This window comes from Holzapfeliella floricola DSM 23037 = JCM 16512, from assembly GCF_001436605.1.
GTDB lineage: Bacteria > Bacillota > Bacilli > Lactobacillales > Lactobacillaceae > Holzapfeliella > Holzapfeliella floricola.
On record NZ_AYZL01000006.1, the window covers coordinates 73,356 to 89,980 of the forward strand.

Sequence of the window (16,625 nt, forward strand, 5' to 3'; positions counted from 1 at the left end):
CTACAACCATTACAAACATTGTTGCAGCGGGATATTCATAAAACTAAATATTTTAAAAATAAAATTTTTTAATAAAATATCTCTAATTTCTTGACATCTATATAATAACACATTGGGTATTAAAGTGACAAATACATCGTTCTTTAGATGACTAAAAATAGTCACTTTTACTAATAAAAATCACCTACAAATCGTTGTAGGTGACTTTTTTATTTGCTGCTATTAATCCAGCCATCAACTTTATCTTTATTTTTTGAAATCCAGTCTTTGGCAGCATCCTGAGGCGATTTACCTCCACGAATAGCAAGCATAACCTCATTAATAGCTTTGTCATCCCATTTGAACTGTTTCAAGATGTTGTAAGCTTCAGGCTTATCATCTTTTAATCCTTGACGAGCAAATGTATTAATTGTTTCTGAGTCTCCAAAACCTTTTTTAGGATCTTGTAAGAATTTGACATCATATTCACCAAAAATCCAGTGAGGTGTCCAACCACTAATAATAATTTCTTTGTGGTTTTTAATAGCTTGTCCTAATGAAACAGCCATTGCACCTGTAGATGATGATTCAATCTTCCAACCGTTGTCTTTTAAGTTAGCATATTGATCAATAACTGATTTAGTTGCAGCAGTCGCACCTGAACCAGGTTCGTTAGTTACAATTGTTTTGTTTGCTTGATTTTTAAGATCATCAATAGAGTTAACATTCATATATGAAGGTACAACTAACCCTAATTGCGCACCTTCGTAGTTTGCACCCAATAAATCTAGTTGATCTTTAAATTTTTCATATTGTGCTTTATGGGTTAATGGTAACCAACCAGCAAGTAATGCATCAGCTTGCTTGTTAGCAACTGCTTGCCACATAACACTATTATCTAATGGTGTTGCATCAACATTGTACCCAGCATCTCTCAAGATTTGTGCTGCTACGTTTGTTGTTGCTACAGCGTCGTCCATTTCAAAGTAAGCCAATGTGATATTACCTTTTGATGTTGTACCTGACTGACTAGCTACAACTGTTTGTGTGATGAATCCACCCACTAGTGCAACTAGTGCAATAATAACACCAATTAGACGATTACGTTTTTTACTTTGGCGAATAGCTTCATCAGCAATATTTTCACTCATAATACGGTTTAAGCCTTGTGTGTAACGGTCAATAATAATCGCTAAAATAACGATAGATAATCCATTAACAAAACCACTACCCACTTGTGCTCTTTGAACAGATGACAAAATACCACGTCCAAGACCAGGCGCACCAATCATTGATGAAATAACAACCATTGAAAGTGACAGCATAACGGTCTGATTAACACCAGCCATGATTGTGTTTTTAGCAAGTGGTAAATCTAATTTAAATAGTCTTTGACTAGCTGTTGAACCAAACGATTCAGAAGCTTCAACTAGTTCACCGGGAACTTGACGGATACCTAAGTTCGTCATTCTAACTGTTGGTGGTAGTGCAAAGATAACTGATGCAAACACACCAGGTACAACACCAATACCAAAGAATGCAACAGCAGGAATCAAGTAAACGAAACCTGGCATTGTTTGCATAAAATCAAGAATTGGCGTGATTATAGCTTGAGCACCGTTGCTTTTTGATGACCAAATACCAAGTGGAATCCCAATAATTACGGCTAATAAACTTGAAACCAAAATTAAAGTAAAAGTACTCATTAAGTCGTTCCAAGCGCCTTGGTTTTCGACAAATAATAATCCGATTAAACTAAAAGCAGCCAATCCGAACTTACGTCCTGAAATAAAGAACGCACCAATTACTACGATAGCAATCATTACAAAAGGATTAATCCATGTTAAATAATTTGTAATGCCGTTCATTAATCCTTGCCCAATTGTTTGAATAAATCCAAACAAGCCTGACAGAGTCGTGGTCAACCACTGAGTAAGTGCTTCAACCCAATCTGCTACAGGAAGTTGAGGAACTGACATGTTGAATAACATTATTTATCCCCCTTTTCAGGTTGAACATCTACAATATCGTTAGTATCGATACTTTCAGCATCTTCATCAGCTAATGCTTCAATCACGCTACCACGAATAACAACACCTAAAACTTTTCCGTTTTCTGTTACAGCAACCGGTGTTTTAGCATCGTAAATGATATTGAAGATATCGTTTACAGTTGTGTCTTTTGCAATTGTTGGAATTGAAGTGTCTAGGTAATCTACTAAATCTTTTCCTGTGTTTTTAGCATCACGTGCGGCATCTGCAGTAATAACACCTTGTAACTTACGATCGCGATCAACTGCAAGAAGCATTGAAACGCGGTCATGCTTCATACGACGCAATGCAATATTTGGACCTTCTGCTTGAATATTTAGCAATGAAGCCGGTTCCATAATATTTTGAGCTGTTAACACACGTGAATAATCAACATCTTGAACGAATGTTTTAACATAGTCATTGGCAGGAGTTGTTAGAATTTCTTCTCCTGTACCGATTTGTTGAATTTTACCGTCACGCATAATTGTAATTCTGTCACCTAAACGAAGTGCTTCATTTAAATCGTGAGTGATAAAAATAATTGTTTTTTGTAATTTTTGTTGTAGCTCTAACAGTTCATCTTGCATTTCTTTACGAATCAATGGATCAAGAGCTGAGAACGCTTCGTCCATTAATAGAACTTCTGGATCATTTGCAAGTGCGCGGGCAAGCCCTACACGTTGTTGCATACCACCTGATAATTGACTAGGTAGTTGATCTTTAAAGTCATATAAATGTAGGTTTTTAAGTGCTTCCCCTGCACGTTGATTACGTTCTTCTTTTTCAACGCCTCGAATTTCTAATCCGTAAGCTGTGTTTTCTAAAATTGTACGATTTGGAAAAAGACCAAAGTTTTGGAAAACCATACTCATTTTAGTACGGCGAATTTCACGTAACTTATCTTTATCTACTTTAGCAATATCATCGCCATCAACCATAACTGAGCCATCAGTTGGTTCAATCAAACGGTTGATTAAACGAATCAATGTTGACTTACCGGATCCTGAAAGACCCATGATAACAAAGATTTCACCTTTTTCGACTTTGAAACTTGCATCATAGACCCCTACAGTTGACCCTGTTTCGCGTAAAATTTCGTTTTTGCTTTTCTTATCTTTAACCATTTCTAGTGCCGCTTTGGACTTTCTACCAAAGACTTTTGTTAAATTTTTAACTTCTACTACTGGCATGGTTACCTCCATATAATTTTGTCTCAATTTCTTAAGTGACCACACTATTAAAACACCTAGGGTCACTTTTGTCAAATAGCTACCTCTAGATTACCTTGACATGAGTAGATTTACAACTCTTTGATAGGCAAATTCATCACCTACAAAGTAGATAATATCTCCTACTTCTATTTTAGCTAACGGTCCTGGAGATACAATCATTTTATTTTTATGTTTAACTGCAACAATTGTCGCTCCAGTATTATGCCAAAAGTTTAACTCACTGATGTTTTTAGAATGATCTTCAAAATCTTCAGTTACAAGTAGTTCATATGGAATTAAAGTATTATCTTCATTAAATCGTTTGGTTTGATCAACCAATTTATTTAGTAATGTAATGAATTCCTTAGATTCTGACTGTTGTCGTTTAATGCTGTGATTTAGATCTTGTTTAATCGTCGTTAAACTTCTAACATCTTGATGCTGCTTAATAAATTCTTGTGCACGATCTTTTGAAGAAACAAAAAAACCAGATCCATGCTTTACTTCCACAATAGAAAGATCGGCTAAAATTGTAATCGCTTTTCTTGCAGTTTCCGGTGAAACTTGAAACTGCATTGCAATAGTTGAACGTGCTCTTAATTTCTCACCTTCAACATAGCGCCCTTCAACTATCCGCTCTGCAATTCCAATTGCGATTTGTTGATATCTTGGCTGTACTGATTGTGTTGCATTCGCCATAAAAACAACTCCTACCATAATATAATGACATTATCTACATTACTCCTTAGAAATATTACCACAATAATACCCAAAGTGACAACAGACTATTTTGTTTGTTGTGACCGTTATCAGTATAATTTATACAAACATTCTCAATATCTCTTGATTTCAACAAAAAAATTTAGTAACATGTTTGAGGTTTTGAATATTTTTACTATTTTAATTATTTCGGAGGTCTATATATGAAGAAGCGTTATATTTTTGGAATTATTTCTACATTAGCTGTGTGTTCACTTGCTTTGACAGGGTGTACCAACCGCTCAAAACAAGCAACAGAATCAGCAAGTCAAGTTAACCAAAATTTCAAAACACCTACAGCTGTTACAGTTTTAGGTAGTATTGATGATAAATCTTTTAACCAGTCTGCATGGGAAGGTCTTCAACAATGGGGGCAGTCAAAAAACATCACCAAGGGTGTTGGTGGTTTTAACTATGCTGCTGCAACACAAGATTCAGACTTAACTTCTCAAATTAATAATCTAATCAAAAATAAATACCAAATGATTTTCGGTGTTGGTTACCGTTTATCTAAATCAATTGGTGATGCTGCTAAACAAAATCCAAATACAAACTTTGCAATTGTTGATGACGTGATTTCTGACCAATCAAACGTTGCATCTTTAACCTTTAAAGATGAACAAGCCGCTTACCTTGCAGGTGTTTCTGCTGCACTTTCAACTAAAACTAACAAAATCGGTTTTATCGGGGGTGTTCAAGGTGAAGTTCTAGGTAAATTTGAAAAAGGTTACCGTGCAGGTGCACAATCTGTTAACCCCGATATTTCGATTGATGTTAAATATGCTGGTTCATTCAGTCGCGCTGATTTAGGTAAATCAATGGCAACTGCAATGTATAACACAGGTGCAGATGTGATTTACCAACTTGCTGGTGAAACAGGTACTGGTGTATTCTCAGTTGCTAAAGATTCAGCTAAAAGTGGTAACAAAGTTTGGGTTATCGGTGCTGATCGTGACCAAACTGATGAAGGTCAATACAGTGGTGGAAATGTCACTTTAACTTCTTCTATCAAAAACCTATCAAGCGTTATTAAAGACGTTGCTGATAAAAATGCGAACGGTGAATTCCCTGGTGGAAAACACACTATCTATGGTCTTAACGAAGATGGTGTTGATTTAGTTAAAGGTCAACTAAGCGATGATACTTGGGCAAAAGTTGATCAAGCTAAAAAAGATATTATGTCAGGTAAAATCACTATTTAATCATTAAAAAAACTCAAACAACTAGTTTAAACTAGTTGTTTTTTTATACTCAAGTTGTTTTTTTATACTCAAATTGACATAAACACGAACGTTTATATGCTTTTTTTACAAAACATACAGTTTTTACTTTTTAATTTATCAGTCTTCTGTTATTATATTGATATAATGATTTTAGGTTAATTACCTATAACGGAGGAAATTATGAATAAATTAATCAAAAAAATAAGCTTAGCTATTTTAGCACTTGGCATCATCATACCATTATCAGCTTGTACAAATCGTTCGGCTTCGAACAATTCCGAATCACAAAACAAAGGAAATTCACTCGCTGTAGCCCTTTTAACCGATTTAAACGGAGTTGATGACAAATCATTTAACCAATCCGCTTGGGAAGGTTTAACAAAATGGGGCAAAGAACACAACCTAACTAAAGGATTAGGTGGTTACGATTACGTTCAATCTCACCAAGATTCAGATTATCCCGTAAATATTAACAAATTAATCAAAAACAACTATAACTTAATTTATGCTATTGGTTACAAACTTGATAAAGCTGTAACAGATGGTGCTAAACAAAATCCAAATACAAAGTTTGCGATTATTGATACTGTTGTTCCTGATTTAGATAACGTTACTTCATTAACATTTAAAGACAACGAATCAGCTTACCTCGCTGGTATGTCTGCTGCCTTGAATAGTAAAACCAAAAAAATCGGTTTTATCGGTGGTGTCAAAGGTGAAGTTATTAATCGTTTTGAAGCAGGTTATGTAGCTGGTGCTAAAGCCGCTGTTCCTGATATTCAAGTTGACGTTAAATACGTTGGTGCTTTTGATAAAGCTGACGTTGCTAAATCAATTGCAACAGCAATGTATAATAATGGTAATGATGCCATTTATCAAGCAGCTGGAAGTGCTGGATTAGGTGTTTTCTCAAGTGCAAAAGATGCTCGTAAGAGTGGTAAAGAAGTTTATGTTGTGGGTTGTGACCGTGACCAAACCGAAGAAGGTCAATACGACGGTGGTAACTTAACACTTACTTCATCAATCAAGGCTTTAAACACAGTTGTTGAAGAAGTTTCAAACGAAACACTTGCTGGTAACTTCCCAGGTAAACAACACAAAGTTTTTGGTTTGAAAGAAAATGGTGTTGACATTTCAAAAGGTCAATTATCAACTGATATTTGGAACAAAGTTGAACAAACTAAACAAGATATTATTGATGGGAAAATAACAGTTCCAGAAAAACCTTAATCTTAGTTTTTAACTCACAACCAAATAATAAGAGCTGAAACTAACTTCAGCTCTTATTTTTATGCTTAACCTTTATTTAACAATTGGTTATTTTTCGATATAATAGTAGTAATAAATGGATGACGAAGGAGATACAACAGATGCAATCAAATTTTGATCAAGCTTCGTGTGCAATTGAACTCAAGCACATGACAAAAGCATTTGGCGATTTTAAAGCCAATAACGACATTAATTTAAAAATTAAAAAAGGACAAATCCATGCACTTCTAGGTGAAAACGGTGCTGGTAAGTCTACCATGATGAACGTTTTATCTGGTTTGTATCAACCCACTAGCGGTGACGTTTTCGTTAACGGTGAGAAAGTTGCAATGACTTCCTCAAAAGATGCCAACAATCTTGGAATCGGAATGGTCCACCAACATTTTATGTTGGTTGATGACTTTACTGTAATTGAAAACATTGTTTTAGGTGCCGAACCCACTAAGGCAGCTGGTATTTTAAACCTTAAGCAAGCTAGACAAAAAATCATGGACTTATCCGAAAAATATCATTTAGAAATTGATCCAGATGCCAAAGTTAGAGACATTTCTGTCGGTATGCAACAACGTGTTGAAATTCTTAAATTACTTTACCGTGATGCTAATATTTTGATTTTCGACGAACCAACAGCTGTTTTAACCCCTTCTGAAATCACAGAATTAATGGCAATCATGAAGGAAATGGTTCAAGAAGGTAAATCAATTATCTTGATTACCCACAAATTAGATGAAATCAAAGAAGTTGCTGATGAATGTACAGTTATTCGTCGTGGTCAAATCATCGGTAGTGTCTTGGTTAAAAATTCATCTGAGCAACAACTAGCTGATATGATGGTTGGACGTGAAGTTAGCTTCAAAACAGATAAAACTAAATCAAAACCTGGTGAAGCTGTTCTGAAAATTGAAAACCTATCTGTTAAAGATAGTCAAAAAGTCGAACGTGTTAAAAATCTTAGTTTTAATGTTCGTGCTGGTGAAGTTTTAGGGATCGCAGGTGTTGATGGTAATGGACAAAGCGAACTAGTTCAAGCTATTAGTGGACTTGAAAAGTCTTCATCTGGTTCAATTACATTAGATAATCAAAATATCACCAACCTAAAAGTTCGAAAAGTTACCGAAGCAGGTCTTGGTCATATTCCTGAAGATAGACAACGATTTGGTTTAATTTTACCAATGACTGTATCAGAAAATATTGCATTACAAAGTTATTATTGTAAACCTGACTCAGCTCATGGTGTGTTGAAGTATAACTACATGAACGAACATGCTCGTCACCTAATTGAACAATTTGATATTCGTACTTCTTCCGAAAAAAGTGAAACTGGTGCACTTTCAGGTGGTAACCAACAAAAAGTAATTATTGCTCGAGAAGTTGAACGTAATCCTAAGTTATTGATTGCTGCTAACCCAACTCGTGGACTTGATGTTGGTGCGATTGAATATATTCATAAACGTCTTGTTGATCAGCGTGACAAAGGAAACGGTGTTTTACTTGTTAGCTTTTCATTAGATGAAATCTTGAACGTTTCTGACCGTATCCTAGTTATGCACAATGGGGAAAACATGGGAATTGTTGAAGCAAGCAGGACTTCTGAACAAGAGCTTGGTTTAATGATGGCAGGAACACCTCTTGATAAAATCAAAAAAAGCAAACGAAAGGTAGCAGATAAATAATATGTCAAAGAATTGGAAAAGTCGTTTAAGTATACCTTTAATTTCAATATTAGCCGGTTTCGTCCTTGGTGCAATTATTATGTTATGTCTAGGCTATGATCCTATCATGACTTATGAAGCTTTATTCACCGGAGCTTGGGGTGATCCAAACTCAATTGGTGAAACGCTTCGTCAAGCAACACCGTTAATTTTAACTGGTCTTGGATTTTCAGTTGCAACCTCTGCTGGATTTTTTAATATCGGGGGAGCTGGTCAATACCTTGTTGGTTGGCTATCTTCTATCTGGTTCGTCCTATCATTTCCTTCACTCCCTGGAGTTGTTTTAATCACAGGTGCAATTGCTGCTGGTGCGATTGCTGGAGGTATCTGGTCAGGAATTGCCGGTGTTCTTCGTGCTTACCTTAAAACAAACGAAGTTATCACAACTATTATGTTAAACTACATCGCTTTGTATCTATCTAACTGGATTGTTAAATCATTCCTAGCAAATGGCGATGCTGATTATAGTAAGTCTATTCCACAAAGTGCTTCTCTGCGCTCTCCTTTCTTAATGGAATTAACGAATAACTCCACTTTCCACTACGGTTTATTCATCGCAATTGTGATTGCTATTATCATGGCTTTCGTTATGAAAAAAACAACCGTTGGATACGAAATTCGTTCAATCGGTTTGAACTCAGATGCTTCAAAATATGCTGGTATGAGTACCAAGAAAGTTATCATTTTAGCGATGACACTCTCAGGACTACTTGCCGGTATTGGTGGTGCTGTTGATGGGATTGGTAACTATCAAAACATTCTAGTTCTAGCAAGCACCCCTTCTGTTGGTTTTGATGGATTGGCTGTTGCCTTACTAGCTTACGGTAACCCTATCGGAATTGTCTTTGCTTCACTATTATTTGCCTCACTAAAAATTGGTGGCTTAAACATTCCGGTTGTCTCAAATACACCTTCAGAAATTGTCGATATTGTGATTGCTTTAATTATCTTCTTTGTTGGTGCAAGTTACTTATTTGAATATATTTCTAAAAAAATGAAAACAAACAAATCAAAAGGAGGTAAAGCATAATGAACACAATGACAATTTTAATGACAATCGTTTCAACTACTTTGATTTATGCTTCTCCATTAATTTTTACATCACTAGGTGGTACTTTTTCTGAACGTGGTGGAATTGTTAACGTTGGACTAGAAGGTATCATGGTAATTGGTGCTTTTGCCTCAACTGTTTTCAGTATTTCTTTCAACGAAACATTCGGTGCTGCCACACCTTGGTTAGCCTTAATTGTTGGTGGAATTTGTGGTTTGCTTTTCTCAATTGTTCATGCTGTTGCAACTGTTAACTTACGTGCTAACCACATCATTAGTGGTACTGTGCTGAACATGTTAGCACCTGCTGCTGCTGTTTTCTTAACTAAAGTTATCTACGATGGTAAAGGTCAAACCCCTATTATCCAACAAAATATGTCGACAACTGATATTCCATTACTTTCAAAAATCCCTGTTATTGGTGATATTTTCTTCAGTAACACATTAGTGATTGGTTGGATTGGGATTTTACTTGCTTTTGCTTCTTGGTGGGTTCTTTACAAAACTCGATTTGGCTTGCGCTTAAGATCTGTTGGTGAAAATCCTGAAGCTGCTGATACCTTAGGTATCAGTGTTTATAAAATGCGTTACTCAGCCGTTTTAATTTCAGGAATGCTTGGTGGTATCGGTGGTGCCATCATGTCACAAGCAATTACCCTAAACTACAATGTTTCAACAATCGCTGGACAAGGGTTTATGGCGCTTGCTGCGATGATTTTTGGTAAATGGAATCCAATTGGTGCAATGTTTGCCGCCCTATTCTTTGGATTTGCACAAAGCTTATCAATAGTAGGAGCTTACATTCCAATTATTTCTGGTTGGAATGATGTTGTCTTCAAAGTCGCACCATACTTAATCACAATTGTTGTTCTTGCCTTCTTCATTGGTAAATCAACCGCACCAAAAGCAGACGGCGAAACCTTTATCAAGTCTAAATAAAAAGCACAAACCTCACTGAGGTTGTGCTTTTTTTATATCATCAATCACGTCTTGCAAGGTTTGCTCTTTCAACTGATTTTCCATTGTACGCTGCAGATCTTCATACCTCGTTTTTAATACTTCAGGCATAGCACGTGCTAGCGGACACGATTGATCAACTTTTTCATCAACATTTAAAATCTTATAATCAGGTGTAACTGTCTTGAAAATTTGATATAACGTCATATCCTTGGGATCTTTTAAAAGTGTCGTTTTAGCCGAACCCCGAGTTGTATTAATTAGCTCATCCTTATTCAACTCTGACATGATTCTTCTAACAACACAGGCTGAACCGTTGAACTGTGCTGCGATTTTTTGACTTGATAATTGTTCATTATCACTAGTTGCAATTGCTACTAAAATATAGATAGCGTTACTAAATTTTGTATTTGCGATATTAAAACCCTCCAATGTCAGTTGGTGATATTTTCTAATCTTTTAATACTATACATCAATTGAATGATTAAAAAAAGTACGTTAAACTAATTATACTTATAAAAAATAAGAAAGAAGGATTTTTAATGACTAAAAACCAACAAATATTAAATGTAATGAACAGAAGATATGCAACAAAATCATTTGATAGTAATAAAAAGATTTCTGATAGTGATTGGGAAACAATCGTTGAAGCTGGTCGATTATCCCCAAGTTCACTTGGATTTTCACCGTGGAAAATTTTACTAATTAAAAACGATACGGTTAAAGAAGATTTAAAAGATGTCGCTTGGGGAGCTAATCCTAGTTTAACTGGCGCTAGTCACTTTGTTATTTTTTTAGCTCGTAAAGATGTTACACCAACAAGCGATTATATCAAACACTTCACTGAAACTGTCAGCAAACGTACTTATGATCCTGAATCACCATTTTTGAAGCGTGTTGCTAGTTTTCAGCGAAACGACTTTAAACTCGATAACGCACACGACCTTTATCACTGGGCTGCTAAACAAACTTATATTACACTAGCTAATATGATGACAACTGCTGCATTCTTAGATATTGACAGCTGCCCTATCGAAGGCTTTGACATCGATAAAGTTGAAGATTACTTATCACAAAAAGGTATTTTAGACCGCGAAAAGTTCGGTGTATCTTTAATGGCTGGTTTTGGTTACCGTAATGAAGAAATAACACCAAAAAAACGTCTGCCACTATCTGAAATTTACGATATCATCGACTAATCTTTTTAATTGACAAATACCAAAAAGACTTTTACAATGAAGTTGTGATATTAAAAGTAACAACTAAAAAATAAGAATAAGAAGGTATTTTCTATGAATAACTCATTTATCGACTTAATGACTCAACGTCGCTCTATTTATGCTTTAGGTAAAAACGTTCCTCAGTCAAAAGAAGAAATTACTACTTTAATTAAAGAAGCCATTAAACAATCACCAACTGCTTTTAACAATCAAACAACTCGTGCTGTTATTTTGTTTGGTAACTCTTCTGATAAAGTTTGGGATATGACAATTGATGTGCTACGTAGCATCATGTCAGATGATGATGCTTTTGAACAATCAAAGGCGCGTGTATCATCTTTCAAAAATGGTATCGGTACTATCCTTTACTTCAGTGACCAAGATGCTATCGAAGAAAGCAAAAAACAATTCGCACCTTACGCACAAAATATGCATGACTGGAGTGAGCAAGGTCTCGGTGGTGCGCAATTTAGTGTTTGGACCACTTTAGCTTCAAATAATATTGGCGCCAACATCCAACACTATAACCCAATCATTGATGATCAAGTTAAAGAAGCCTTTGATATTCCAGAAAACTGGGTGTTAAGAGCTCAGATGCCATTTGGTTCTGTTGAAAATCCAGCTGGTGATAAAGACTTTTTAGATGACAGTACACGTTTTAAAGTTTTTGAAGATTAATAAACGACAGATAAAAAAAGAAAGTGCATAATACGCACTTTCTTTTTTTATAGTTTTTGTTGTTCTTCAAAAACAGAATGAATTGATTTTTTATCATAGATATGTTCAATTGCATTTGCAAATAAATAATCAACTGATAAACGTTTGATTTTTTCTGGATATTGTTCTTTTGGCAATTCGATTGAATCGGTTACCGCAATTTCTTCAATTGGAGCATCATTTAATAATTGACTTGCTCCATTTGATAATAAAGCGTGAGTTGCAGCTCCATAAATTTCTTTTGCACCAGCGGCTAACAACGATTTTGAAGCATAAGCAAAGCGTACACCCGTATCAATCATGTCATCCACTACGATTGCAGTTTTATCTTTGACATCACCAATAACATCCTTAACAGCTTCCGTATCATAGTGTGGACCACGTTGATCGATAATTGCGATTGGTGCATTAAAATATTCAGCAAATCTTCTAGCTAACTTTGTTCCACTGTGATCAGGCGAAATAATTACGATATCTTCTTCTTCAAAACGTTTAGAAATAAAGTATTTTGCTAAAATCGGTATAGCTTGCAAATGATCAACAGGAATATCAAAGAATCCTTGAACCTGATCAGCATGCAAGTCAAGCGTAATCACACGATCCGCACCCGCTTCTTCAATCATATTTGCTAATAATTTAGCTGTAATGGGTTCTCTTGAATGTGTCTTTCTATCTGCGCGCGAATAAGCAAAATAAGGAAGAACAACGTTAATTTCATGTGCGGATGCACGTCTTAACGCATCAATAACAATCAGTGTTTCCATAATGTTTTCATTGATTGGATTTTGAAGTGATTGAATAACATAAATATCATCACCACGAATTGTTTCATCAATATTCACTTGAATTTCACCATCACTAAAGTGACGTGTACTCGTTTCAAGTAAAGGAGCACCTATTTTAGCTGCGATTTTTTCAGCTAATGGTAGATTGCCATTTAGTCCTAGTAACTTAATTGAATGTTTTGATGTTGACATATTATTAAATCTCACCTTTTTATTTGTTATTTTTTCAATTCTAGTTTACCAAATAAATGTCGTCAATAGTTAAAAAATGCTATAATCGATTCAAAATTATTATTTGGAGGTTTCAAATGAGCATAAAAAAAGCCAACCTTAATCGCAAAGATGTCGAAAAAAGTTATACCTACGATTTAAGTGATTTATGTCAAAATAATGCTGATTTTTCAAACCAAGCTGATAATTTGATGGATCAGGTTCAACAATTCCGTAAACAATACGCCAATCGTTCACTCAATATTAGCGAAATTGAAACAGCACTTTTTGATTATAACGATTTATGGTGTCACGCAGATATTTTATTGAATTATGCTTTTTTAAATCAATCCGTTGATTTAACTAACACTGAAAATAGTAATATTGCGTTTCGAGGAGACCAAATCGAATCAGAATTAACAACCAATTTACAATTCTTTGAAGATTTACTTTTAAAATTACCTCACGAAAACTTCAAAAAATTAATGAGAGATAATCCTCAATTCACTGGATTCTTAAGAAATATTAAACAAAAACAAAAAATTGCGCCTAACAAAAAAATCGAACAAACATTAAATAAACTGATGCCCGTACTTCAAGGTCCTAGCCGATTATATGGCCAAGTCATCGGTGCTGACTTATCTTTTGATGATTTCACGGTTAATGGCCAAGCTTACCCGCTCTCCTTTAGCCTATATGAAGACTATTACGCTTTTCATCATAACACCGATATCAGACGTACGGCTTTTGATGCTTTTTCAAAACAACTTCGCAAATACCAAGACACACTAGCTGCTAATTATCTAAATAAGGTAACTAGCGAAAAAGTTTTAGCCGATTTATATGGTTTTGATTCCGTTATCGACTATCTACTATATAATCAAGAAGTTTCTCGAGAAATGTTCAATCGTCAAATCGATTTAATTATGACTAAATTTGGTCCCGTTGTGCAAAAATACCTAAAATTTTTGAAAAATGAACATCAACTAGATCAATTGACTTTTGCTGATCGACTAATCGATATTGATTTTGACTACACACCCAAAGTTTCTATCGCACAGTCGAAAGACTACATCAAAAATGCATTAGCACCTTTAGGCAATAGTTATCAAAACATGATTTTAAAAGGATTTAATGAACGATGGATTGATTTCACTGCTAACAAAGGTAAAGAAACCGGTGCTTTTTGTGCACAGCCTTATCAAAAGAAACCCAAAATTTTATTATCTTGGCAAAATACACTTTCAGATGTTTATACTTTGATACATGAATTAGGACATGCCGGACAAGGCATTTTAAGTAGTGAAGCGAATACTTATCTTGACTTTAACCCTTCAACCTACATTGTAGAAACAGCTTCAACATTTAATGAACTACTATTGACGGATTATTTGTCTACAACTAGTCAAAACAACCAGCAAAAACGTTTTGCTTTAGGGAAATTATTCAATAATACTTATTTCCACAACTTTGTCACTCATTTACTTGAAGCTGCTTTCCAGCAAAAAGTTTATCAATTAGTTGATAAAGGCAAAAGTTTTAACGCCCAAATTCTTAACGATCTTAAACTAGACGTACTAAAACAATTTTATGGTGATAGTCTTGATTATAATGAGGGTACTGAATTAACTTGGATGCGTCAGAGTCACTATTACATGGGACTTTATAGCTACACTTACTCAGCTTCTCTTACAATTTCAACACAGGAATTCTTAAAGTTTAAAGAAAATCCAACAGCAGAACGTGATAATTGGCTAGATTTTTTAGCGATTGGAAATTCACTTTCCCCTATTGATTCAGCTAACAAACTAGGAATCGATATTACAACGTCAACACCACTTGAAAATACTATTAGTTATCTTGAAACAGTCGTTGATGAAATTATTGCATTATCAAAATAAAAAATCCTAACATAATGTTAGGATTTTTTATTTGAAAAAGTTTTTTAATGTAGGAACCAAGTACAAACTATGAGTAATATAACTATCATGTGTTTGCTTTGGCATAACCATTAATCGTGCATGTTTGATTTTGCTAGAAAATTCACGTGTATGTTCTATGGTAACAACGTCTTTTTCACCAACCATCGCTAGAACCTGAACAGTTATTCGTTTGAGTTGTACATCTGTGATTGGTTGTTGGTTTAGCATCAATTCTATCAACGGATTGGGTTTAATAAAGTTCTCAAATTTAAGTTTCAACCGTTCCTTTCGAGTTAAACCTGAAATTTCAGTATTAGCTCCGGCTACAACTAATTTTCCTAGAATGTTAGGGTATTGGCTTGCAAGCATCAACCCCACAATTCCACCATCGCTAAACCCAAATAAGTACGGCTGCTTCAAATTAAATTTTCGAATAAAGCTTGCAATATCCTCAACCATATCCTGATAAGAAAAAGTATCTGGTCTTTCGCTTTGTCCATGTCCGCGGGTATCAATTATGTAAACAGTATATTGTGCACTTAAAGCAGCCATTAATCGATCAAATATACGGCTATCTTCTTGATTACCGTGCAATAAAATTAATGGGTGTCCTGATCCAAGTTTTTGGTAGTTTAATGAGATATTATTGACTTTGATATTCATTTTTCTCCTCTTCAATACTTGTTTCAATCTCTTGTTTCAATATTTTTTGTTTTTTATTGGGCCGGTTATTTTTCTTTGACATACTTAAGTTGATATAAAGTCCATGACATTTCACCATCGCAACGGCAAATTCTTTAAGATCAATATTATGAATTAAACTGTCATCACGCTGGATGTAGTGATATAAAGGTTTAGTACTATAAAAAAACGATCCCTGCGCTTTTTCTAAATATTTCAAATTGAAATACTGATCTTCCATAATTGAAATCGTTTCGTCGAATTTCAAGTTATGTTTACGAATTAAATCAATACGATAACACTTATTCCAAGTATAGCCTTTGACGCTACCACCTGGTCTAATAATTTGTGTGGCCATTTGGCCTCTATCTAAAACTTTAGACTCATTCTTTTTATGTGCAACCTTACTTGGCTTTCCTTCATAGTCAATAAAAAAACTACTTGTTGCTAGGTCTACATCTTGTTTTGACATATTTTTGATGAAGTGATTTGTAAATTCTGGCTCAACCCAATCATCACCATCTAGAAATGTTAAATAAGGTGTTTCAACATTATCAAGTCCGGTGTTTCGAGCAGCTGAAAGTCCCATATTAGGCTGTGACACCATTTTCAAATGTTTGAACTGATGGCGATATGATTCGACAATTTCAGGTGTTTTATCCGTTGAACCGTCATTAATAACCAATATTTCAAAATTTTCATTTTTTTGCTTTAATAAGCTGTCTAGACCCCTTTTAATATAACCCTCTACATTATAAACTGGCATTAATACTGTTAATAATGGCTTTTCACACATTCTTTATCTTCACCTTTCATAGCGTTTATCTCCCTCATTCTACATTAGAAAAATGGCTTTTCTAAGCTATTTTACACTTTTTTAAGACTTTGTTAAAGGTT

At 34.8% G+C, this 16,625-nt stretch carries 15 protein-coding genes; 8 read left to right on the forward strand and 7 right to left on the reverse strand.

Going from position 1 to position 16,625, the window contains the following annotated elements; genetic code table 11:
* Nucleotides 1-209: 209 nt before the first annotated feature.
* The 3 genes from FC86_RS00535 to FC86_RS00545 form a co-directional block, all read right to left on the reverse strand.
* Nucleotides 210-1,958 (reverse strand): ABC transporter permease/substrate binding protein, encoded by a 1,749-nt coding sequence (locus FC86_RS00535; protein WP_056974197.1) that lies wholly within the window; start codon nucleotides 1,956-1,958, stop codon nucleotides 210-212.
* A gap of 11 nt (nucleotides 1,959-1,969) precedes the next feature.
* Nucleotides 1,970-3,202, reverse strand: a complete 1,233-nt coding sequence (locus FC86_RS00540; RefSeq protein ID WP_056974078.1) for a quaternary amine ABC transporter ATP-binding protein — start codon at nucleotides 3,200-3,202, stop codon at nucleotides 1,970-1,972.
* Between the two features lie 90 nt (nucleotides 3,203-3,292).
* Entirely contained in the window at nucleotides 3,293-3,922 is a 630-nt protein-coding gene (locus FC86_RS00545) for a GntR family transcriptional regulator (RefSeq protein ID WP_056974079.1), read from the reverse strand.
* A gap of 224 nt (nucleotides 3,923-4,146) precedes the next feature.
* Here FC86_RS00545 and FC86_RS00550 point away from each other — a divergent pair, with 224 nt between their 5' ends.
* From FC86_RS00550 to FC86_RS00570, 5 genes are all read left to right on the forward strand, one after another.
* Nucleotides 4,147-5,184, forward strand: coding sequence for a BMP family lipoprotein (locus FC86_RS00550; protein WP_056974080.1), 1,038 nt, complete (start codon nucleotides 4,147-4,149; stop codon nucleotides 5,182-5,184).
* 201 nt (nucleotides 5,185-5,385) lie between these two features.
* Nucleotides 5,386-6,435 (forward strand): BMP family lipoprotein, encoded by a 1,050-nt coding sequence (locus FC86_RS00555; protein ID WP_056974081.1) that lies wholly within the window; start codon nucleotides 5,386-5,388, stop codon nucleotides 6,433-6,435.
* Nucleotides 6,436-6,575: 140 nt separating this feature from the next.
* Nucleotides 6,576-8,147: an ABC transporter ATP-binding protein gene (locus FC86_RS00560; RefSeq protein ID WP_056974082.1), complete on the forward strand. Its 1,572-nt coding sequence runs from the start codon at nucleotides 6,576-6,578 to the stop codon at nucleotides 8,145-8,147.
* Nucleotide 8,148: 1 nt separating this feature from the next.
* On the forward strand, nucleotides 8,149-9,216 hold the full coding sequence (locus FC86_RS00565; protein ID WP_056974083.1) for an ABC transporter permease: 1,068 nt from the start codon (nucleotides 8,149-8,151) through the stop codon (nucleotides 9,214-9,216).
* Complete coding sequence (locus tag FC86_RS00570) at nucleotides 9,216-10,175, forward strand: ABC transporter permease (RefSeq protein WP_056974084.1); 960 nt, start codon at nucleotides 9,216-9,218, stop codon at nucleotides 10,173-10,175. The genes FC86_RS00565 and FC86_RS00570 overlap by 1 nt, the downstream gene beginning before the upstream one ends.
* Nucleotides 10,176-10,187: 12 nt before the next feature.
* Here FC86_RS00570 and FC86_RS00575 read toward each other — a convergent pair whose 3' ends face one another.
* Nucleotides 10,188-10,625, reverse strand: coding sequence for an Rrf2 family transcriptional regulator (locus FC86_RS00575; RefSeq protein WP_056974085.1), 438 nt, complete (start codon nucleotides 10,623-10,625; stop codon nucleotides 10,188-10,190).
* A gap of 110 nt (nucleotides 10,626-10,735) precedes the next feature.
* Between FC86_RS00575 and FC86_RS00580 the strand changes: the two genes are divergently transcribed.
* Nucleotides 10,736-11,392: an NAD(P)H-dependent oxidoreductase gene (locus tag FC86_RS00580; protein ID WP_056974086.1), complete on the forward strand. Its 657-nt coding sequence runs from the start codon at nucleotides 10,736-10,738 to the stop codon at nucleotides 11,390-11,392.
* A 93-nt stretch (nucleotides 11,393-11,485) separates the two neighbouring features.
* Nucleotides 11,486-12,091: a nitroreductase family protein gene (locus FC86_RS00585; RefSeq protein WP_056974087.1), complete on the forward strand. Its 606-nt coding sequence runs from the start codon at nucleotides 11,486-11,488 to the stop codon at nucleotides 12,089-12,091.
* A gap of 47 nt (nucleotides 12,092-12,138) precedes the next feature.
* Here the strand turns inward: FC86_RS00585 and FC86_RS00590 are convergent, their stop codons facing one another.
* A complete protein-coding gene (locus tag FC86_RS00590; protein ID WP_056974088.1) occupies nucleotides 12,139-13,107 on the reverse strand; it encodes a ribose-phosphate diphosphokinase in 969 nt (322 codons plus the stop codon).
* Between the two features lie 116 nt (nucleotides 13,108-13,223).
* Here FC86_RS00590 and pepF point away from each other — a divergent pair, with 116 nt between their 5' ends.
* Nucleotides 13,224-15,026, forward strand: coding sequence for an oligoendopeptidase F (pepF, locus tag FC86_RS00595; RefSeq protein ID WP_056974089.1), 1,803 nt, complete (start codon nucleotides 13,224-13,226; stop codon nucleotides 15,024-15,026).
* A 27-nt stretch (nucleotides 15,027-15,053) separates the two neighbouring features.
* On the opposite strand, the gene FC86_RS00600 is transcribed toward pepF, so the two are convergent.
* Complete coding sequence (locus FC86_RS00600; protein ID WP_056974090.1) at nucleotides 15,054-15,710, reverse strand: alpha/beta fold hydrolase; 657 nt, start codon at nucleotides 15,708-15,710, stop codon at nucleotides 15,054-15,056.
* The gene (locus FC86_RS00605; RefSeq protein ID WP_056974091.1) at nucleotides 15,691-16,524 is read right to left on the reverse strand and encodes a glycosyltransferase family 2 protein; all 834 of its coding nucleotides are present in this window, start codon (nucleotides 16,522-16,524) and stop codon (nucleotides 15,691-15,693) included. Before FC86_RS00605 ends, FC86_RS00600 begins: the two co-directional genes overlap by 20 nt.
* Nucleotides 16,525-16,625 lie beyond the last annotated feature (101 nt).